We start from the raw sequence: 21,622 nt of genomic DNA on the forward strand, positions 1-21,622 counted from the left end.
ATCTCCTATTTGTCCAAAAAGCCCTCGGCGTAATCTTCAGCCAGCTTTACGTATTCCATAAGCCTGTCCGGGGCCGCGGCCACCGTTCCGTCAACGATCGTAACCATCGGAATCTGCTCCTTGGTCAAGGTCGGCATAGCGAAGGGGCCGTAGCCGAACTCGTGCACCCCGGTGCTCCCCCGGCACGGGGAGGGGTAACAGAGATGCGGAGTCGAGCGGGCATACTTCTCGAAGATCCCGGGCCAGTGGGCCGGCCCGCCCCACTGGGTCAGGGGCGTGATGCCCAAGAGCGCGTCGTACCAGAGCTCCCCGGCGACGAGCAGCTCCGGCCGATTCGACTTGAGCTCCGCCTTGATAACCTTCCACCCCTCGTATACTTGATAATAGGGATCGTTCGTCCAGGTGTCGTGGGTGTCCAGAAATATCGCGTCAATGCCGTAGCCGTCTATTATTGAGGTGAGCGACTCGATCAGCTTCTCCTGCCACGCCGGGGCCGCCGGGTTGAGCCATATCTGCCAGCCGGGGTCGTACGACCTGTCGGTGCTCCAGTCGGGGCGGTTTCCCAAAAATTGGGTACCGGAGGCGTCGTGGAGGAGGGAGATCGGCCCGTAGTCCGGGAAATCGGGGTGCTCTCTGTTCGTACAGTTCGCCCCGAACATCGGCATTAATCTGACGCCCAGCTCCCTCACCCCCTCGACGAGCCTCTTGAAGTCCTCGACGCCCCCCAGCCTCGGCTCGGGGCGGTAATCGCCGTACTGCCAGTAGTAGCGGCCCTCCCATCCGGGCAGATATGCGAGGAGCCTCTTCCCTTCCATCCTCTTTGCAAACCACTTTATGACGTTCAGCATCTCCTTGTAGGTATTAAAAATATATCCGGTAAAGTGCATCCCGTGGATGGAGAGGACAAGGCTGACGTCTCTAAACCAGGCCGGGACGTCGCCCCTCGTCTCGTAGGTCGAAAAGCCGTACGTCACGGCAATCCAGTCGAGGAATTTCGACGCCTCGGCCGAAGTGTCTTTCGTAGTCCCCATCTCCCAGGGTGCTGTGTCGATCATCTCTGAGGCCTCGTTGGCCGTAGCCTCGTAAATCAGCTCCACGTCCACGGCGCCCGTCCCGTCCTCTTTGGGGATAAAGGAGAAGCGCTTCGGGGAGACCGCTTCGTCCTTCGCGGCGAAGTAGGTATATGTATTCCCGTCCCTCAAAAAGACAATCGGCATCTTCAGCTTGTACTCGTAATCCCAGCGGGGGTAATCGAAGGTGAGGCCCCCCCAAGGGAAGGGGAGCTTCTCGGAGTGGTCGCTTGTCACGTCCTCCCCCTTAAGGCCGTAGATAATGACCTTAACCGCCCTGAGCTTGTCTTTGAACGCCGCCTCCACCTTGAACCTCAGCCTTGGGGAGTCGGAGTCGAGCTTCTCCACAAGGAGCATCGCCCCGCCGTCGCACTTCTCCACCCCCCCGGCCCAGGTCAACCCCCGGGCGGTAAGGATCGCCTTATCCCCCTCTACCTTCAGCTCGCTCCTGTCGGGGTCAAGCCCGTATACGTTTTCGTAGGTAAATATCTCGATCGAAAACTCCACGTCGAAGATTGTATACCTGGGATGTTTTGGATCGTAACTTAAACGCTGCATACTGACGCCCTCTAAAATGTTTCAAAAGTTGTAATCAATCCGATTTCTGCATACCTCATCTAAAAAAGGTATTGAGGTTTCTATATTTATCCCCGTCCCTGAAATACAAACGATTGGTTCGAGGATAACAGAATCTCGATATTTGTCAAGACCGGCTTAAACGACATTCTCCGCCGGCGATCCGATCCTCGACGAAATAGACCCAACCCGTCGCGATTGCGCCACGACAAAAGAGCGACTACATACCTAATATCCGCCTGGCCTCAATCAAAAGCCGGACCTCCCCTTGCCGCTCTTGAAAGGCCCTGAGCTCGCCCCGCCGCCCTTCTCTTTAACGTCAGGCTTTTCGCCTCCCTTGACTCCCTCCTTGGAGTAAGGTTCCTTCATATACTTCTCGGCGAGGGCCTTGCCCGCTCCCTCAATCCCCGTGTCGACCGCCTCTCTGTACCTCTTCAGCGCCTCCTCCCTCTCTCCCCTGAGGTCGTGGATCATGCCGAGCCTGGCCAGCGCCAGGGGGCGCACCCAATCATAGTTGCCGTCGGTAACGACAAGCGCCTTTTCAAGCTCGTCCCCAGCCTCATCAAGCCTTCCCAAATCCATCAATACCTTTCCCACGAGGTGGTGAAGCCTCCCCTTCTGGGCGTCGTCGAAGTAGGGAGTCGCCGCCCTTGCCTTCGCCTTGAACTCATCCACCACCATAAATGCGCCCTCATAGTCCCCGATCTCCGAGAGGGCGTAGGCGTAGGGAAAGTAGACCTCCGGGTTGTTCGGGTATCTTCCAACAAGCTCCTTCCCGAGCTTCGCCGCGGTCTTGTAGTCCTCCAGCTCACTTACCGATATAAGCATGAGGAAAAACTTGGCCCCCCCTGCGGAGTAGATGCCCCTCTCGGCTCCCATCCTGATGTAGGAGAGGCCGAGCTCCTTGTCCGGCCTCAGCTCGACCAGGGAGAGAAACGGCCTCAACACGTTTGGGACGTTGGCGGAGCCGTACTTCAAAAGCCCCACGGCGTAAAGGATATCGGGGTCGTTTGGGGAGATTTCGCGGGCCTCGTCAAGATACTTCACCGACCGAAAGCCGTACTCCACCGACTTGAGGTACCGTTTCTGTCTCAAAAAAAGCTCGGCCTTGAGGGCGTGGGCCGTGGCCATAAGGAGCTTTGCCCTCCCCAGATCCTCCCCCTTTAGCCCTTCGATGGACTTCTCCGAAAGAGCAATCCCCGTATCAAGAAGCTTCAAGATGTCCCCCTCCTTCGAGTCGAACTTGTCGCCGTCCCTCGGCGGATAGGACATCCGTGCCATGGCCCGATATATCCACGGGGCGGGGTTTTCGGGCGCCTTTTTTGAGATACCCAAAAAGACCCTCTCCCCACCCACAATATCCAGATTGTATATCCGGTTAATCCCCGAAAGGAGCTCTCTTCTCAGCCACTCCTCTTCCGCCGCGGCGCCCCCGGGCGAGAACGCGACGACGGCGGAGGCGACAAGGGCGACAATCGCCCCGACAGATCTATTAGTGGCGAACGGCCGGAATCTCACCCTTTTCATATAACTCCCCATCCCACCGTGCCAAGGAGCAGGGTGACCACAATGTATTTAAGCCCGAAGACGAACTTCAAACCCATCGCGAAGAGGAGGCCGTACCTGACGAAGAGGTAGCCCAAAAGAAAATTTGCGCAGAAGGAAAAAAATAGCTGGCTTATAAAGAGGTAATCGAATTGAAGGGGGATGCCCACAAACTCGTTGTATTTGATGACCATAAAGGCGGAGAGGGCCGAGACGAGGACCACCCCGGCCTCCTTGTGTCTCAACAACCCCACCGCGATGGTCGTCATGCCGAGCCTCAGGATAATCTCGTCCATGAGGGCGCCCTTGAACGGCAGGGTAAAGAGATACTTGTACTCTCCCGGATACGACTGGGGGGAGATCTCGAAGTAGAAGCGGTCGAAAAAATAAAAAGAGACGGCTATCATGACGATCCCTATCACAAAGAGGATCGGAATCGATTTCAAAAACTTTTTCACATCTCCAAATCCGGGGAGATCGTACCTCTTTGAGAACGAGAGGCCTATCACGGAAGAGAGAAAGAGGAGGATAAAAAGCATCAAAAGCTCAATGACCAGAAACAACCAGACGCCCTGATTTTTTTGTGATCCGATTTCAGCCGGAACGGCAACGAAGAGATAGTAAAAATAGGGTATAGTAAAGATCATTGCGAAAAAGGAGAGGAGAAGAGACTTAAAGACGACGTCCCGCTTGTCCGCCCCGAACGTCATGTTGTCCAGGGCGCGCCGCCATATCTCCTTTCTCAACTCCCCTCTGTCCTTATTTATGTTCATAAATTTGAAGATACCAGAAAAGAAGTCGAAAGTCAACATGGTCTTAACTTCGATATCGCCCCGCCAACAATGCTCTTTCTATTTCACCTTTGATCTTATCTTGAGATACCTCCCATATAGAGCCTTCTTGTCGATCCCGTAGTCGAGAAAGTCCCACGGAAATATCTCGTCCTCGTCCCGCTCCCTGAGGACGTAGAAGTCGGGGTTGATTGACGACTCCCTCATTGCCCCCTTCCAGTCCTCGCCCTTGTGGAGCGCCCCCTCCACTATATCTGCGACCCTCCTGTCCCCTCTGGAGATAAGCGCCTGAACGTACGACCAGTTGGGAGGCTCCGAAACGACGGTTATCCCCCCCGCCTTTTTCAATGTCTTCGTGATCTTCTTTATCTTTCCGTTTAAGGCCCCCGGCTCCTCCATCCCCATCCACATCAGGGGGGTGTGCGGCTTCGGGACAATGGGGGTGATCGACACCGTGACCCTCCCGGCCCTTCCAGTGCTTTTGCCTGTGCTTATCACTATGTGCCTGACCCTCTTTGCGAACTCGGCCACCGACGAGACATCATCGTCGGTCTCCCCCGGGAGACCCACCAAGAAATAGAGGCGGACGTTGAAAATGCCGGCGGCAACGCTCCTTTTCACCAGGTCGAAGAACCGGTCGTCGTCGATCCCCTTCCCAATGGCCTTTCTCAGCCCCTCGTTTCCCGCCTCAGGGGCCACGGTTATCGTCTTGACCCCCAACTCCTTCAGGCATCCTATCTGGTCGTCGGTCAACATCTCGCCCCTCATGGATGGAATCCCCACGCTCCCCCCAAGCTCCCTTATCCTTTCGAGGACGGTAAGGAGATCGGGGTGGCTGGAGACCGCCGGGCCCAATAGCCCCCCCTTTCCGGTGAGATTCATGCCTCTCCTTATCTCCTCGATTATCTCCCCGCCCCCCCTCATCCTCACCGGGGCGTAGACGGAGTCCGCTATGCAGAAGGCGCAGGAGAAGGGGCAGCCCCTTCCCATCTCCACCAGAAACATGTTTGAGAACTCGGTGTTCGGCGTGACGACCGACGACGAAAACTTCCCCGAAGAGAGGCTGTCCATCTTCCTCACGACCACACGGTCGCTTCCTCCGGCGACGTTTTTAAAGCTCTCCACCCTCCCCTTGCGGTCGTATCTGGCCTCGAAGCGGCGGGGGACGTATACCCCGGGGATCGAGGAGACCTTGTCCATTATCTCGTCTTTTGGTCCGCCCGACATCTTCAGGTCGAACAGAATGGTGAGTATCTCCTCCGCAAGCTCCTCGCCGTCTCCCAGGGCAAAAAAGTCGACGAAGGGGGAGAGTGCCTCCGGGTTTATCATCACCGCCGCCCCTCCGGCCGCGACTATCGGGGAGTCCCCGCCTCTCTCCTCGGAGCGGATGGAAATGTCCGAGAGTTTCAAGATTTTCAGGAGGTTTATGAAATCGTTTTCAAAGGATATTGAAAAAAGGAGTGCGTCAAACTGTCTTAACGGTCTTAGGGACTCGATCGAGAGGATCGATTTTCCCTTTCTTTGAATCTCCGCCTCGTGCTCCGGGTCGGGGAGCGTCGCCCGCTCTGCGCTTACCCCGAAGGTATCCCGGGCGACCCTGTAGACCGAGAGGAAACCGAGGTTGCTCATCGCCACGCGATAGCGGTTCGGGTAGACGATACAGACGGAGAGTCCCCCGTCTCCGCCCCCGCCCGTGAGGTTTATCTCCTCGCCGTAAAGCTCCCTGAGGTATCTTTCGTATCGTCGTGACACGAGATTTTTAATCCCAGCCTCTCCATCTGTGTACTATATCAGTCCGCCTTTTTCCTCATAAAGGTCGGGATGTCGTACTCGGAATCCTCGTCGTTCGGCACACGGACTCCCCTCGTGACCTTCTGGAGAGCCAGCTCCTCCCTCTCTTTCCTTATGAAGGTGGGCGTATCGAGGCCCTTTTCTTCCGCTATGGACGTATTGAGGGGTGCTATGCGCACCAATTCCCGGCTGAGCCTCCTCTCCCCCTTCGCAAAGCCGGTGGCGATTACCGTCACCATGAATTCTTCCTTCATCTTGTTGTCTATGACGGCTCCGAAGATGATGTTTGCATCTTCGTGGGCCTCGCCCTGAATGAACGACATTGCTCCCTCGACATCCTCCATCGAGAGGTCTTCTCCACCCGTGAGGTTTACCAGGACTCCCCTGGCGCCGCTGATGGAGATATTTTCCAAGAGCGGGCTGGTTACCGCTCTCTTCGCCGCCTCGACCCCCTTTTCTTTCCCCTCAGCCTTTCCGGTCCCCATGATGGCCATCCCGGTCTCCTCCATGATCGTCTTCACGTCCGAGAAGTCGAGGTTGATAAGGCCCCTGATGTTTATCAGGTCGGATATCCCCCTGACGGCGCAGTAGAGTATCTCGTCGGCCCTCTTGAAGGCCGTAATCAGCGTCTCCTGCCTTCCGGTTATCTCCAAGAGCCTCTGGTTCGGGATACAGATAAGGGTATCGACATACTGCTCGAGCTCCTCGATTCCCGCCTCGGCCTGTTTCATCCTCTTCTTGTTCTCGAAGTGAAAGGGCTTCGTGACGACCGCCACGGAGAGCGCCCCGACCTCCCTTGCCACCTCTGCGCACACCGGGGCCCCGCCGGTTCCCGTGCCGCCCCCCATCCCGGCCGTGATGAAGACCATGTTGGCCCCGGCGAGCGCCTTTCTGATCTTCTCCCTGTCCTCCTCCGCCGCCTTCCTTCCGATCTCAGGATCAGCCCCCGTCCCGAGCCCCCTGGTCAGCTTCGAGCCTATCTGAAGCTTCAGGGGAGCCACCGATGCGTTCAGCGCCTGGGAGTCGGTGTTGGCACAGATGAAGTCGACTCCGATAAGTCCCATCTGGACCATGTTGTCCACGGCGTTCCCGCCGCCGCCGCCGATTCCTATGACCTTTATGCGGGCGCCGCCCTGGAGATTTTCCATTAACTCGAACATATCCATTGGTTTCACCAACTCCCTTAAAAGTAGTCCCTGATAATCTCCTTGAACCGCTCGGTCACCTTGCCGAAGATGTTCCCGTCGCCGACCTTGAAGCGGGCACTCCCGCCGTTGGCGGAGCCATAGAGGACGAGTCCCACACCGGTGGCGTACATGGGGCTGTTGACCAGATCGACAAGCCCGCTTATCCCCCTTGGGTAGCCCACCCGGACCGGCATGTTAAATATGTGCTCCCCCATATCGGCAATTCCGGTCAAGAGGGAAGAGCCTCCCGTCAAGACCACGCCCGACGCGAGGAGGTCGCCGTAACCGCTCCTTGCCACCTCCCGCTGCACTAGGGACAATATCTCCTCCACCCTCGGCTCTATTATCTCGGCCAATATCTGGCGGGAGATAATCCTCGGCTTCCTTCCGCCTACGGAGGGAACCTCGATCGTCTCGTCCTTGTCCACAAGAGAAGCCATGGCGCACCCGCTCTTTTTCTTTATCCTCTCTGCCTCGATCATCGGCGTCCTCAACCCCACCGCGATATCGTTGGTCAGGTGGTTCCCGCCCAGCGTTATCACCATCGTGTGCTTTATGCTCCCCTCGGAGAAGACCGCAACGTCCGTTGTGCCGCCGCCGATGTCCACGATCACCACGCCCAGCTCCTTCTCGTCTTCCGAAAGCACCGCCTTCGCCGACGCCAGCTGCTCGAGAACTATGGTCGAAACGTCCATCCCCGTCCTGTTGACACAGCGGATGATGTTCTGGGCGGACGTCACGGCCCCGGTCACTATATGGACCTTCGCCTCTAGCCTTACCCCGTTCATCCCCAGCGGCTGCTGAATCCCGTCCTGATCGTCCACGATATACTCCTGGGGGAGGATATGAATCACCTCCCTGTCGACGGGAATGGCTATCGCCCTCGCGGCGTCTATCACCCTCTTTATATCCCCCTCCGACACCTCCCGGTTCTTTACGGCGATTATTCCGTGGCTGTTAAATCCCTTGATGTGTCCCCCGGCGATCCCGGCATAGACGGTCTTGAGCTCCACTCCGGCCATAAGCTCGGCCTCCTCCACCGCCTTCCTGATGGAATTCACCGTGCTCTCGATGTTTACGACAACCCCCTTCCTGAGTCCCTTGGAGGGGGCGCTTCCTATCCCGATGATCTCAACATCGCCGCCGACATTTTCCCCGATAATCGTGCATATCTTCGTCGTGCCGATATCGAGCCCCACAAAAATGTTTTCGTTTGACGACATCTCAAATCACCTCCTTATAATTTTCTTGTGAACCTTACATTTTCACATCGTCTAAGATTTTCCCTTCCCGACCACAACGCTGTTTTCGACATCCAAATAAATATATTCTATCTCCCCCCTCCCCATAGCATCGGAGAGGACGATGGATAATCTCTTTACCTTTTCTTCGAAGGGCGGCCCCCCGAATCGAAGGCGGACGCCCCCCCTCGTCAACACGGCAAATCCCATGATGTCGTCATACCTGACGCTCTTTATCGAATTCTCCCCGACGATCCCCTCATCCATCAACATGCCGACAAGACCCGCCCCGTATACCAGCTCTTCTTTCGTCTTGAAACCGGAGAATAGTGGATAGCCCCGGACCTCCTCGTCTATCACGGCCGTCTCCCCGTCCTCGTCCACGAAGAGAAAGCCCCCATCCACCTCCACAATCCCCACTGGGTTGTGCTCCTTGACCTTTATTACGAGCCTTGCGGGGAGCTCCCGTATCACCTCCGCCTCCCTGACCCAGGAGACCTCTTCGACCCTGTCCCTTATCGCGGCGAGGTCGGTCTTCAAGACGCTCCCCCCGGCCTCCACGTTGACAGCCTTGACTATCTCTCCCCTGTCAGCCCTTACAACCCCCACGATGTCCACCCTTTCCAGCCTGAAATAGTCCGACCCGAAGAGCTTCGCCTTGATCCTGGGAAGGCCCGCAAAGAAGAAGGAGACGGCCCCGAAGATTACAAGGAGAAAGACAAATATCCTAAAAAACGACGCCATGAGCGAGCGCCCCCCCTTCTCCCCGCCGCGCCTCTCATGCTTCTTCCTCGTGAACTCCGAGGGCTCCATGTCTTTCAGATCCACGTTCATCGGTCTTCCCCCAGAACCTTTACCTCGAGCTGGAGGTCTATCCCCCTCTCCTCCATCGCCCTTTTTCTGATAATATTGATAAGCTCCAGAACATCTCTTGCGCTGGCCTTTCCAAGATTCACTATGAAGTTCCCGTGAAGGGGCGACACCTCCGCATCGCCGATCCTCTTCCCCTTGAGGCCCAGGCCCTCTATTATCTTTCCCGCGGGCTCGCTCCCCGGCCCCTTCGGGTTCTTGAAGACCGATCCGGCTGACTTGGCGCCCAGGGGGTGTTTTTCCCTCCGCTTCTCGTTGTTCTCGCCCATCCTCCTTCTGACGGCCTCCTCTTTATCGGGTTTGAGCAAAAAAAGTGCGCTCGACACGATCTCCCCCTCCCCCATAACGAGTCGCCTGTACCGGAAGTCCATATCCTTTCTACTTACCGTCTTCACACTGCCCCCTTTCTCCACGAAGGTAACCTCTAAGATCACGCCTTCCATCTCCGCACCGTACGCCCCTGCGTTCATCACCACCGCCCCCCCTACGCTTCCCGGAATCCCGGAGGCGAACTCGAGGCCGGAGAGGGCCTTGGATGCCGCCTTCTCCACGAGTTGCGAGAGGGGAACGCCCGCCTCCGCAAAGATTTTGTTTTCTCCCGCTTCCTTTATATTCTTCATCCCCCTCAAACACACCACCGCCCCCCGAAACCCGGAGTCTGAGACGAGGACGTTGCTCCCCATACCCAGCGGGAATACCGGTATCCCCGCCCCGGCCAGATACTTAACCGCCGCGGCCAGGTCATCGGTATCCGCGGGGACGATAAAGAGGTCGACCGGCCCACCGATCCCGTAGGTGGTATGGAATTCCATCCTCTCACCGCGCCTGACCTCCCCCCTGACTGTCTTCTCTATATCCAAAACGTCCCCGCATATAAAACGCTTTTCGTCTCTATTGCTTTTTATCGAGAAGCTCCAACAGCCTCTCGCCCGCCCTCAAGATGTCCCCCGCCCCAAGCGTAATCACCAGATCCCCCGGCCTTATGATCTTCATCAGCTCCTTCGGAAGATCTTCCTTGTCCGAGACGAAGTGGGTATCGCGCATCCCCCGCTCCCTGATCTCGTCGAAGAGGCGCTGCCCGGTAATTCCGGGGATCGGCTCCTCCCCCGCGGGGTAAATATCGGTCATCACCAGGACGTCCGCCGAGAAAAAGGCGGTCAGAAATCCCTCGTGGGCGTCCCTCGTTCTGGTGTACCTGTGGGGCTGAAAGACCGCAACGACCCTCCCCTTCCAGAAGTTCCTGGCGGCCTTCAGGGTCGCGGTTATCTCAGTCGGGTGGTGGCCGTAGTCGTCGACGACCGTAACCCCGGCCGCCTCCCCCTTTACCTGAAACCGCCTGTGGACGCCGGTAAAGCCGGAGAGCGCCCCCTGTATCGTCCCAAAGTCGAGTCCCACCTCCATCCCCACAGCCACCGCCGAGAGGGCGTTAAGGGCGTTGTGGGCGCCCGGCATGTGGAGGGTAATATCGCCCCAGACATCACCCCTGTAGTTGACCGTAAAGGTGGAGTTGAGCCCTTCGAAGGTCACCCCCGTGGCGTAGAAATCCGCCTGGGGGGAAAAACCGTAGGTGACGAACCTTCTCTTCACCTCCGGTATTATCGCCTGGACGTTCTCGTTGTCGAGGCAGAGTACCGAGAGGCCGTAAAAGGGTATCGAGTTTATAAAGGTCGTAAAGTCCCCCTTTATCTCCTCGAGGCTCCCGTAGTGATCCATGTGCTCTTCCTCGATGTTTGTCACAACGGCGATGGTGGGGGTAAGCATGAGGAACGAGCCGTCGCTCTCGTCCGCCTCGGCGACCAAGAACTCTCCCTCGCCCAGCTTCGCGTTGGAGCCGATGTAATCCAGCTTCCCCCCGATAACGACCGTTGGGTCAAGGTTCCCCACTCCGAAGACGGTGGCCATCATCGAGGTCGTGGTGGTCTTTCCGTGGGTTCCGGCGACCGCCACGCCGTACTTCATCCGCATGAGCTCCGCCAGCATCTCAGCCCTCGGTATGACGGGGATATTCCTCGCCTCCGCCTCCACCACCTCGGGGTTGTCCCTCTTAACGGCGTTGGACACCACCACCACGTCCGCATCCGTGAGGTTCTTGGCGGCGTGGCCATAGTGGATCACCGCCCCCAGGGTTTTAAGCCTCTCTGTTATCTCCCCCTTCTTAAGGTCGGAGCCTGAGACTTCGTAGTTGAGATTTATCAAGACCTCGGCTATCCCGCTCATACCTATCCCCCCGATCCCGATGAAGTGGACCTTGTGAAAGCCTCTGTAGCCTCCACCCTTTTTATCCGTTTTCGATCTTGCCATCAGTTTTCACCGACCAAGTCAAAAAGGTCTTTTGCTATCGCCTCGGCGGCGTCGCGCCTTGCCGCCTCCCTCGCGCGCCTTCCCATCCTCGAAAGCTCCCCCCGCTCCGACATCGCCGAGATTATCATCTCGGCGATCTTATCTCCGGAAAGCCGCTCCTGCCTGAACATCACCGCGGCCCTCGCATCGACAAGATACTGGGCGTTTTTCGCCTGATGGTCGTCCACGGCGAAGGGGTACGGAATCAAAAGCGACGGCCTTCCTGCGGCCGAAAGCTCCGACACCGTCATCGCCCCCGACCTCGAGATTACCCAATCGGCCCTCTTGTAGAGGGACTCCATGTCGCCCTTGAAGTCGTATATCTCCGCCCTTACTCCGCTCTTGTCGTATTTATCCTTTACCCAGGCGTAATCGCTGGGGCCGGTGAGGTGGATGAATTCGATCCGCTCCCGGTAATCTCTGAGCCATTCAAGACAATCGGTGACAAGCTCGTTTATCCTCCTCGCCCCCTGGCTCCCGCCGAAGACGAGGACGCAGAATGAATCCCTCTTTTCATCGACGGGCGGTATGTCAAAGAGAGACTTCCTTACCGGATTCCCGGTGAAGAGACCGATCCCCTGGGGGAAAGCCTCCTCCGCCCCCGGAAGGCCGAGGAAGGCCCTCTTTACCCATCTCCCCAAAAGGCGGTTGGTAAATCCGGCCACCGAGTTCTGCTCTATCACGGCGGTCGGTATCCCTCTCAATATCGAGGCCAAGACCGTGGGCCCGGATGCGAAGCCCCCCACCCCCAGCGTCACGTCCGGCCTTATCCTTAAGATGTATCTCAAGGCAGAGAGGACGGAAGCGGGGATAAGGAGAAGAGAGACGGCCTTCGCCCTGATCCCGCTTCTGCGGAACTTCGAGACGGGGATAAACGAGACGTCAAGCCCCATCTTTGGAAGAATCTCCGCCTCGATTCCGTCCCTCGTCCCTATAAAATAGGCGCTGTTGCCCCCCATTTCCATAAGCCTCTCGTAAACCGCAAGACCCGAAAATAGATGCCCCCCCGTGCCGCCCCCCGCAATTACGACCTTCACCTTACACCCACTTTTCTGTTGTCCAAGACAATACTCTCCCTTCCCTGGCCAGAGACGTTAAGGAGAATCCCCACGGCGGTCATGGTGACCAGAAGGGACGACCCCCCGTAGCTCAAAAGAGGCAAAGTCATCCCCTTTGTGGGAAGAAGCCCCACCACGACCCCGATGTTCATTATCGCCTCGAGCGTGATCAAAGACGTTATCCCCATGGCCAGATACGTCCCGAAGAGGTCCGGAGCGAGTCTCGCCGCCCTGAAACCCCTGACCGCGAACACGGAAAACGCCACGACAATAAGGACTGCCCCGAAAAAGCCCAGCTCCTCTCCGATTACCGCAAAGATGAAATCCGAATACGCATACGGAATGTAAAACAGCTTCTGCGTCCCCCCGCCCAGACCGGTTCCCACGAAACCGCCTGATCCGAAGGCGAGAAAGGACTGTATTATATGATAACCCGCCCCCTTCGGATCGGCCCAGGGATCCAAAAAGGCCGTTATCCGATCCCAGCGGTAGGGGGCGCTCTTGAGTCCGATGAGGATCACCGGCACGGCGGCGACGCCCGATATAAATATGTATAAAAAGCGCACTCCGGCGATAAAGAGCATTATAAAGACGATAACACCGACGGTAACCGCCGCCCCGAAATCGGGCTCCATCATGATGAAGGCGGCGATTATGGCAAGGAGGATGATGTGTGGGATAAAGCCCACCGCCAATGTCCTTATCTTCTCGTCCTTCTTGGTCAGGGAATAGGCCAGATATATAACGAGGGTAAGCTTGGCCAGCTCCGCGGGCTGAAAGGTAAGCCCCATAAAACCTATCCAGCGCCTCGAATCGTTGATGACTTTTCCCACCCCCGGAACAAGAACTAAAAGGAGCAACACGAGGCTCCCCAGGAGGATCGGGTAGACGAATCGCTTGAGGATATGATAGTCGATGCGCATCATAACCGACATTGCGACAAAGCCCAGCACACAGTAGATCATGTGCCGAATGAAATAACGAAAGGCGTTTCCCGACTCCTTAAACGAGACCACGGAACTTGCCGAGAAGACCATCATGATCCCGAAGATGACCAGAACGATGGTCAAGACCAGAAGCACCCTGTCGTATCTTTCCGTTTCTCCGTTCAACCTTCCCTCCCAAAGTGTTTTTTTACTATCCTCTTGAAATCCTCGCCCCGCTGTTTGTAGCTGTCGTACATGTCAAAGCTGGAGCAGGCCGGAGCCAGAAGGACCACGTCCCCCGGCTCGATCCGCTCCCCGATCAGGGATACGGCCCCCTCCATGCCGTCAGCCGTCATTGTCGGCACAATCCCGCCAAGCTCCTCCTTGATCTTCTCCCTCGCATCCCCTATGAGATAGAGCGCCTTTACCCTCTCCACCACCGCCGGGATAAGGGGCGCGTAGCTCCCTCCCTTGTCGACTCCCCCCATGATGAGGTGGATATTCCCCCCGAAGCTCTCTATCGACTTCAGCGCCGCCCCGACGTTGGTGGCCTTCGAGTCGTCATAGAACGAAACTCCCTCAAAGGTCAAGACATGCTCCAGACGGTGGGAGGCCGGCCTGAATCTCGCCATCGCCTCGTCCGCCCTTTCCCCCCCGGCCCCCACGGCCGCGGCGGAGCCCAGGGCGGCCATGATGTTCTCTATATTGTGCACCCCAGTCAGAAAATATTTAGTCGGGTCGTACGTGTAGGGCCTGTCTCCGGCCTCGCACACGATCTTTTCCCCCTTTAAATAAACCCCTCCCGGTATCTCCCTCTCCCTCGAAAAGAATATCTTTTTGCCGGCAATATCCTCGGCCATATCCAATACTATCGGGTCGTCGCCGTTGAGAACTGCGCAATCCGTATCTGACTGGTTCATGAACAGCTTCATCTTCGCTTCAATATATTCCTCGTAGCCTGGATAGCGGTCGAGGTGGTCTTGGGAGATGTTTAGGAGCGCCCCAACGTGGGGCCTGAAGCTCTCTATCGCCTCCAGCTGAAAGCTCGACACCTCCGCGACGACGTAATCCGCCTCCTTCGATTTTTTGATCAGATTGACCAGCGGATCCCCGATATTTCCGCCCACGATCGCCTTTATTCCCGAGTTTATCAAGATATCCCCCAAAAGCGCCGTTGTGGTGGTCTTGCCGTTCGTCCCGGTGACGGCCAAAATCGGCGCCTCGATGAACCTGAACGCCAGCTCCAGCTCCCCCATTATCCTGACCCCCTTTTCCATCGCCCTTGCGATCTCATCTATGTAGAGCGGAACCCCTGGGCTTACGATGATGAGATCGCTCTCTACAAAAGTCTCCTCCCTGTGCCCCCCAAGCTCCAGAGAGACACCGAACTCTTCAAGCTCCCTTAACTCCTCCTCCTTTCCGGGAAGATCGCCCGCGTCGGACAGCGTGATGCGTGCGCCGCCCTTCGAAATTCCGGCCAAAAAGCGCGCCGTGCCGAAACCGGTAACTCCGCCCCCGACCACAAGCACGTTGATTGCAGGAACCTCCCCCCCGGACAGGAAGAGATCTACGTCTCCTCCCGAAACCATAGTCGTCACACCGCCCCTATCCCCTCTGCAATCTCCCCGAAATTGTCCCTCTTGAGCCTCTTAAAGACGACGCACATCCTATAGACGCCGTCCTTTATGATCTCGCGGGACTCTTTGACGTGACCGAACATCACGACCTCGTCGGCCGCCGTCTCCCTTCCGTTCCCGGAGACGTGATAGAAATCGATCCTTAAAAGGATCCCGGGCGGAAACTCCCTTTTGCTCTCCAGGACAATCCCCCCCTCCACCACATCAACGATTTCCGCCGGAACGAGGGCGTCGCCGAAGCTCGAGAGATCGAGCTCCTCTATCGCAACGCTCAGCCTTGAGGCCTCGACGTCCCGGTCAAGATCGTGAGGACGATAAGCCATTGCTCCCCTCCATTATCTTATCTTTAAAGTACTTAAAGCCAAAAGCGCCAATATAATAGATATTATCCAAAACCTTACGATTATCTTCGGCTCCGGCCACCCCAATAGCTCGAAGTGGTGGTGCAGCGGCGCCATCCTGAAGATGCGTCTCTGCTTCAGCTTGAAAAAGCCGACCTGAAAGATGACCGAGAGCGTCTCCATGACAAAGAGTCCCCCCACTATCACGAGGAGCAGCTCGTGCTTCGTGGCGACGGCGACGGTCCCGATAGCCCCACCGAGGGACAACGCCCCCACGTCCCCCATGAATATCTCGGCGGGGTACGAGTTGTACCACAGAAAGCCCATCCCCGCCCCGACCATCGCCCCGCAGAATATAGCAAGCTCCCCCGTTCCGGGAACGTAGTGAATCAGGAGGTAGTCGGCGATCTTTATGTTCCCCGTAAAATATGAGAAGAAGAGGTACGTCGTTGCGACGACCACCACCGGCCCTATCGCCAGCCCGTCCAGTCCGTCCGTCAGGTTCACGGCGTTTGACGTCCCCACAATGATGAATATCGCAAAGGGGATGTAAAACCACGAAAGGTCGGGCCTGATGTTCTTGAAGAAGGGCACGGCGAGCTCCGTGTTGAAGTTCGGGGCGAGGTAGAGCATAATCCCCACCAGGATACCCACCATGATCTGCCAGAAGAGCTTGTACCTGCCGGGGAGTCCCCGGGAGTCTTTCTTGATCTGCTTCCGGTAATCGTCTATGAATCCAATCAGGGCGTAGGTGAGGGTCACTATCATCACGAGTATTACGTAAAAATTCGTGATGTCCGACCACAGAAAGACCGAGACCGTCATCGAGGCGATAATCAGAAGCCCCCCCATCGTTGGCGTCCCCTCCTTTATCAGATGGGTGGAGGGCCCGTCGTCGCGGATCGGCTGCCCGACCTGAAGCTCCGACAGCTTCCTGACGATCCACGGCCCCAGAATCAGGCACAACAGGAGCGCCGTTAGAGCGGCGTAGATCGACCGAAACGAGATGTATCTGAAGAGGTTGAAAAATGAGGCGTAATTCGGGTAGAGGCTCGAAAGCCAGATCGAGAGATGATAAATCATTTAATCCACCTTTCTGACATTTTATTTGAATCGCTAAACAGTTTTTTTAAAAAATCTCCATTACAGGTCTCTAAGCGGCAGGGGACGAAATCCCCGATACAACGATCTCCATCCTCATCCCCCTGGAGCCCTTGACCAGCACCCTGTCCTTCGGCCCGATGACCCCCATAAGATCCTCGATGAGCCTCTCGTGACCCCCAACCGGGTAGGTGAATATCCTCTCAGGGGGCATCCCCCTCTCCCCCGCCCCCCTGGCGATGTCCACGGCGTTGTTTCCAAGAGCGAAGAGATAGCCCGCCCCCAGCTTCGCCGCCTCCATCCCCACCTCCTCGTGCCCCTGTATTGTGTAACCGCCGAGCTCCAGCATGTCGCCGAGGACGACAATCAGCCTCCCCCCCTTTCTCCTTGCCTCGCCGGCCAGAAAACTTATCGCGGCCTTCATCGACACCGGGTTGGCGTTGTAGCTGTCATTTAATATAACCACGCCGTCCCCGGTCATTATCATCTCCATCCTCATCTTCATAGGCTTTATCGCCTCGATGCCGGTCTTGATGTCGTCTGCCGGTATCCCGAGGGCAACCCCCACCGAGGCGGCGGCCAGTCCATTTTTAATGTTGTGTATCCCCGGAATCTTGAGCCTTGCATGAAACGCGCCGCTGGGGATAATAAACTTCGCCTTTATCCCGTCGCCCCCCATATCCTCGACGTCGACCGCCGTGACGTCCGCCTCCCCCTCTATCCCGAAAGTGATTACCCTGGATTTGATTTTATCTATCAGCCCCCGGCAGTAGACGCAGTCTCCGTTGATCACCGCCGTGCCGTCTTCGGGGAGCGACTCGACCAGCCTTCCCTTCTCCTCGATCACCCCCTCGATCGACCCCACCCCCTCCAGGTGAACGGGGCCGATGTTCGTTATTACCCCGATTTCGGGGCCCGCTATCTCGGAGAGCCTTGCCATCTCGCCGGGCACGTTCATCCCCATCTCCAGCACAATGACCTCGTCCTCTTTTTTTGTTGCGAGGAGCATCATCGGGAGGCCTATCAGGTTGTTGAAGTTCCCCTCGCTCTTTCTCGTGACGAACTTCGTCTCGGCGATGCTCGCCGTTATCTCCTTGGTAGTGGTCTTGCCGTTGGAACCGGTGATCCCCACGACCCTCGCCTTCATCCTCCCCCTGTGAAACCTCGCCAGCTCTCCAAGGGCGTAGAGTGTGTCGTAGACCGCTATCAGGGGGACTCCCTTCCCCTTTTCGCCCAGCTCCCGAGAGAGCTTTGATTTATAACTCTTTTCAACGACCACTCCCGCCGCCCCCCTTTTGACCGCATCCACCACAAAGTCGTGGCCGTCGAAATTATCCCCAACGAGGGCGAAGAAGAGCTCCCCCTCCCCCGCCGTCCTCGAATCGGTCGAGACGCCCGAAAAGCGGATACTATCGAGTTTGTCTCCTTCCCCCCTTGAACAATCTTCGGCGCCGAGAAAAAGCTTTGCCACATCTCTTCCAAAAAGCTCTATCCGGGCGGAATTAACCATCCTTCCCCCTCTTCATCAGCCCCTTTTCCGCCTCGATCCGGTCATCGAAGGGGTATTTTTTCGTCCCGATTATCTGGTAGTCCTCGTGCCCCTTCCCGGCGATGAGGAGTATGTCGCCCTTCTCCGCCTCGGAGACGGCAAAGGCGATCGCCTCCCTCCTGTCCGGGATCACAACATAGGCCCTATCTTTGCCACCAAAAACCCCGTGGGTCGGATCGACCTTTTGAATCTCCGCCCCTTCAAATCCCTTCAATATGTCCTCTATGATCTTGTCCGGCTCCTCCGTCCTCGGGTTGTCGGACGTGACGATCACCTTGTCGCTGAGATCGACCGCGGCGGCGGCCATCTTGGGCCGCTTGTTTCTGTCCCTGTCCCCGCCGCACCCGAAAAGCGTAATGAGCCTCCCTTCGGTCAAGGGCTTCAGGGTCGAGATGACGTTTCTCAGGGCGTCGTCCGTGTGGGCGTAGTCGACTAACACCAGAAAATCCTGCCCCCGATCCACCGCTTCGAGCCTCCCGGGGACGGTGATTCTCCCGTTTATCCCGCGCCTCACGGCGTCCATCCCTATTCCCGCGCCCAGCGCAGCCCCGACCGCCGACAGGATGTTATATATATTGTGCTTGCCCAAAAGGTTGCTGTTGAAATTAAACGACCCGTTTGGCGTTACAATCTCCCCCCTCACACCCCCCGTGTCCGACTCGAAGCTCTTTGGATATATGTCCGCCCCCTTGCCGAGGCCGAAGGTGACAATTCTCCCATCGATTCTCGACAATAGCTTCTTCCCCCAGGGGTCGTCTATGTTGATCACGCTCACCGTCTCCTTCTCCCTGCCGACAAGCTCCGTGAAGAATCTCGCCTTGCTCTCGAAATACTCCTCCATCGTCCCGTGGTAGTCGAGATGGTCCTGGGTCAGGTTCGTGAAGACCGCCGCGTCAAACATGCATTGGTCCACCCTGTTCATGTCCAGCGCGTGGGAGGAGACCTCCATCACAACAAAGGTCACGCCGCCCTCGACCATCTCCCGCATTAACTTTAACAGATCGACCGCCTCCGGGGTCGTGTGGGGAGGCACGATCGATTTCCTTAAGTAGCGGTAGTCGATCGTCCCGATGACGCCGGGAGATTTATTTGCGGCTCTGATGATCTCCTCCACGATGTAACAGACGGTGGTCTTCCCGTTCGTCCCGGTGACTCCTATCAGCTTCAGATCCATCGAGGGGTGGTCGTAGAACCTGTCCGCAAAGTACCCCATGGCGGCTCTCGTGTCTGGGACCCGAACAGTGGTCACGCCGAAAACCGCAATGTCTTCCTCGACCACGAGGGCCGCGGCCCCCTTCGCCACGGCGTCGTCGATGAAGTTGTGGCCGTCCGTCTTGAGGCCGCGAACCGCAAAGAAGAGCCCCCCGGGAATGACCTCCCTCGAATCGTAGAAGATCCCGCCTATCTCCACCCCGGTATCGCCCGTTACCTTCACGGTCTTGACCCCCTCTATTAATTTATCGAGCCTCATCTCTACATCAGCGGGGAGAGATCGGTCTTTTCCCTCTTCCTGATCTCGTCCCCCCTTTTCAGCATCTCCTCCGGATATATTTTAAGGTATCTCATCGTATCGGCCGCTATTTTCGAAAACGCCGGCGCCGCCACGCTCCCGCCGTAGAAGTTGGTCTTAGGCCTGTCCACCACAACGAGGATAGCGAGCCTCGGCTCCTCCGACGGTATAAACCCGACAAAGGAGGCGATGAACTCGGTCTCGGAATATGTCCCCGTGTCGGAGTCGAATATCTGGGCGGTTCCGGTCTTACCCGCCACGGAAAAGCCGGGCACCTTAGCGCCACCCCCCGTGCCGGACTCGACCACGTTTAGCATTATCTCCCTCACCTTTTTGGCGGTCTCGTCGCCCATCACCCTCCTGACTATCTTCGGGTTCGCCTCGTAGACGGTATCGCCGTCACTCCTGGTGATCCTTTTTACGACATGCGGCTCCATCAAAAAACCTCCGTTGGCGATGGCCGCCGCCGCGGTGATAAGCTGGATCGGCGTTACCGAAAGCCCGTGCCCGAAGGAGAGGGCCGCAAGATCGACTTCGTTGATCGATGAAACGGGAGGAATAAAACCCCTCTCCTCCCCCGGGAGCATGATCCCGGTCGACTTGCCGAACCCGAATATCGTAAGGTAGTCGAAATACCTCTTCTTGCCGAGCTTCATGCCGAGCTTTATCGCCCCGATGTTGCTGGAGTAGGTGACGATGTCCGATACCGACAACATGCCGAAACTCCCGCCGTGGTCGTGAAACATCGTGTTCATCACCTCGTAGCCGCCCCCCTCGCAGTAAAGCGTTTCCTCAACTCCCGCAATCTCATCCTCCAGGACGGACGAGACGAGGAATATCTTGAACGTGGAGCCCGGCTCGAAGTTCATGGAGATCGCCCTGTTCCGCCACGACGATTTGGGGTATCTCTCGAAGATGTTCGGGTCAAATTCCGGGAAACTTGCCATCGCCAGAATCTCGCCTGTGGCGGGGTTCATCACTATGGCGACCCCCCCTTGCGCATAGCTCCCCCTGACGGCGGATCTGAGCTCCCGCTCGGCTATGTACTGCGCCCAGACGTCCACCGTCAGCGTCACGTCGCAGTTTCTCAGGGCGTCGGTCTCGGAAAGGTCGGTCCCGAAGAGCCTCTCCCCCTTGGCGTCCCTGACGGCTATGTAATGACTCTTCGTGCTCTTCAAATCGCCGTCCAGCTTGTATTCGATTCCGGCCAGTCCTTGGGAATCGATGCCGGCAAATCCAACCACGTGAGAGGCCAGCGTCCTGTGGGGATAAAACCTCTTATCCTCTTTGACAAATCCTACCCCGTCGAGTTTCAGATCCTTAATCCTCTTCGCCTGCGACGGAGAGACCCGACGCTTTACCCACACGAAGCTCTTTTCCCCCTTCAGCCGTTTCAGTACCAGCTTCCTTTCGATCGGCAAGATCCCGGAGAGGAGGTCTGCCGCCTTCTCTGGATCCTTGACCTCTCCGGGATATGCGCAGACGGACTCCATCTCCACGCTTACGGCCAGGTTCTGGCCGTTCACGTCGCATATATTTCCCCGCCTCGTTACAAAGGTCGAAATCACCCTATGCTGCCTTTCGGCGTAAGAGTAGAGGGTGCCCCCGTTTATCAGCATGAGGTTTGTTATCCTTGCGATGATGACAAGGAAGAACGTAAGGAAGATGACGAGGACGACTCCCGACCTGAACCGAAGCCATTTCTCTCCGTTGATCTTCCTTCGATCTTTATTTTTTTGTATCTTCACCATCTTCCCTCACGGGCATCAGCTGTGATTGTCCCGGATAATTTAATCCCAGCTCTCCTCCCATCCGCTCGAGGTTTTTGGGCGTGATTACGGTTTCATATTGTATCTTCAGCTCCCTGTTTTCCTTGAGGAGTATGTCCCGCTTCTCCGATAGGTCGATCATCTCGTAGTTAATCGTGACCACCGCAACCCTCGTCAAGAGAAAGAGAAAGAGAGACACGGCGAACAAGAGTGCGCATAGGATATAGACGCCGAAGAGCCTGACGATACTCTCCCGGCGGGCGGACTTGTCCTTTTCCACCCTGATTATCCTCCCTGTCGCCAACGTCTCAATTCCCACC

Annotated in this window: 18 protein-coding genes; all 18 read right to left on the reverse strand. The window is 57.0% G+C overall.

All coding sequences use genetic code 11. The features are described from left to right. Positions 1-5: 5 nt before the first annotated feature. The gene (locus tag JW984_11350; protein MBN1573781.1) at positions 6-1,628 is read right to left on the reverse strand and encodes a hypothetical protein; all 1,623 of its coding nucleotides are present in this window, start codon (positions 1,626-1,628) and stop codon (positions 6-8) included. Positions 1,629-1,895: 267 nt separating this feature from the next. Then, the gene (locus tag JW984_11355; GenBank protein MBN1573782.1) at positions 1,896-3,173 is read right to left on the reverse strand and encodes a tetratricopeptide repeat protein; all 1,278 of its coding nucleotides are present in this window, start codon (positions 3,171-3,173) and stop codon (positions 1,896-1,898) included. Beyond that, positions 3,170-3,964, reverse strand: coding sequence for a hypothetical protein (locus tag JW984_11360; protein MBN1573783.1), 795 nt, complete (start codon positions 3,962-3,964; stop codon positions 3,170-3,172). The genes JW984_11355 and JW984_11360 overlap by 4 nt, the downstream gene beginning before the upstream one ends. Positions 3,965-4,042: 78 nt before the next feature. Then, positions 4,043-5,734 (reverse strand): radical SAM protein, encoded by a 1,692-nt coding sequence (locus JW984_11365; protein ID MBN1573784.1) that lies wholly within the window; start codon positions 5,732-5,734, stop codon positions 4,043-4,045. 38 nt (positions 5,735-5,772) lie between these two features. Further along, a complete protein-coding gene (ftsZ, locus tag JW984_11370; GenBank protein ID MBN1573785.1) occupies positions 5,773-6,933 on the reverse strand; it encodes a cell division protein FtsZ in 1,161 nt (386 codons plus the stop codon). A gap of 23 nt (positions 6,934-6,956) precedes the next feature. Beyond that, positions 6,957-8,183, reverse strand: coding sequence for a cell division protein FtsA (gene ftsA / locus JW984_11375; protein ID MBN1573786.1), 1,227 nt, complete (start codon positions 8,181-8,183; stop codon positions 6,957-6,959). A 51-nt stretch (positions 8,184-8,234) separates the two neighbouring features. Beyond that, complete coding sequence (locus JW984_11380) at positions 8,235-9,035, reverse strand: FtsQ-type POTRA domain-containing protein (protein ID MBN1573787.1); 801 nt, start codon at positions 9,033-9,035, stop codon at positions 8,235-8,237. Continuing rightward, positions 9,032-9,931, reverse strand: a complete 900-nt coding sequence (gene murB, locus JW984_11385; protein MBN1573788.1) for a UDP-N-acetylmuramate dehydrogenase — start codon at positions 9,929-9,931, stop codon at positions 9,032-9,034. Before murB ends, JW984_11380 begins: the two co-directional genes overlap by 4 nt. 31 nt (positions 9,932-9,962) lie before the next feature. Beyond that, the gene (locus tag JW984_11390) at positions 9,963-11,372 is read right to left on the reverse strand and encodes a UDP-N-acetylmuramate--L-alanine ligase (GenBank protein ID MBN1573789.1); all 1,410 of its coding nucleotides are present in this window, start codon (positions 11,370-11,372) and stop codon (positions 9,963-9,965) included. Continuing rightward, complete coding sequence (murG, locus tag JW984_11395; protein ID MBN1573790.1) at positions 11,372-12,448, reverse strand: undecaprenyldiphospho-muramoylpentapeptide beta-N-acetylglucosaminyltransferase; 1,077 nt, start codon at positions 12,446-12,448, stop codon at positions 11,372-11,374. The genes JW984_11390 and murG overlap by 1 nt, the downstream gene beginning before the upstream one ends. Continuing rightward, positions 12,445-13,581 carry a putative lipid II flippase FtsW gene (ftsW, locus tag JW984_11400; protein MBN1573791.1) on the reverse strand — a complete coding sequence of 379 codons (1,137 nt, stop codon included), beginning with the start codon at positions 13,579-13,581 and terminating at the stop codon, positions 12,445-12,447. Before ftsW ends, murG begins: the two co-directional genes overlap by 4 nt. Beyond that, a complete protein-coding gene (murD, locus tag JW984_11405) occupies positions 13,578-14,993 on the reverse strand; it encodes a UDP-N-acetylmuramoyl-L-alanine--D-glutamate ligase (protein ID MBN1573792.1) in 1,416 nt (471 codons plus the stop codon). The genes ftsW and murD overlap by 4 nt, the downstream gene beginning before the upstream one ends. Further along, positions 14,990-15,355, reverse strand: a complete 366-nt coding sequence (locus tag JW984_11410) for a hypothetical protein (protein ID MBN1573793.1) — start codon at positions 15,353-15,355, stop codon at positions 14,990-14,992. The genes murD and JW984_11410 overlap by 4 nt, the downstream gene beginning before the upstream one ends. A 12-nt stretch (positions 15,356-15,367) precedes the next feature. Next, a complete protein-coding gene (locus tag JW984_11415; GenBank protein ID MBN1573794.1) occupies positions 15,368-16,456 on the reverse strand; it encodes a phospho-N-acetylmuramoyl-pentapeptide-transferase in 1,089 nt (362 codons plus the stop codon). 70 nt (positions 16,457-16,526) lie between these two features. Then, complete coding sequence (gene murF / locus JW984_11420) at positions 16,527-17,984, reverse strand: UDP-N-acetylmuramoyl-tripeptide--D-alanyl-D-alanine ligase (protein ID MBN1573795.1); 1,458 nt, start codon at positions 17,982-17,984, stop codon at positions 16,527-16,529. Further along, positions 17,977-19,494: a UDP-N-acetylmuramoyl-L-alanyl-D-glutamate--2,6-diaminopimelate ligase gene (locus tag JW984_11425; GenBank protein MBN1573796.1), complete on the reverse strand. Its 1,518-nt coding sequence runs from the start codon at positions 19,492-19,494 to the stop codon at positions 17,977-17,979. Before JW984_11425 ends, murF begins: the two co-directional genes overlap by 8 nt. 2 nt (positions 19,495-19,496) lie before the next feature. Then, on the reverse strand, positions 19,497-21,284 hold the full coding sequence (locus JW984_11430) for a penicillin-binding protein 2 (GenBank protein MBN1573797.1): 1,788 nt from the start codon (positions 21,282-21,284) through the stop codon (positions 19,497-19,499). Beyond that, positions 21,262-21,621, reverse strand: coding sequence for a hypothetical protein (locus JW984_11435; GenBank protein MBN1573798.1), 360 nt, complete (start codon positions 21,619-21,621; stop codon positions 21,262-21,264). Before JW984_11435 ends, JW984_11430 begins: the two co-directional genes overlap by 23 nt. Position 21,622 lies beyond the last annotated feature (1 nt).

The sequence above is a fragment of the Candidatus Zymogenus saltonus genome, assembly GCA_016929395.1.
GTDB lineage: Bacteria > Desulfobacterota > Zymogenia > Zymogenales > Zymogenaceae > Zymogenus > Zymogenus saltonus.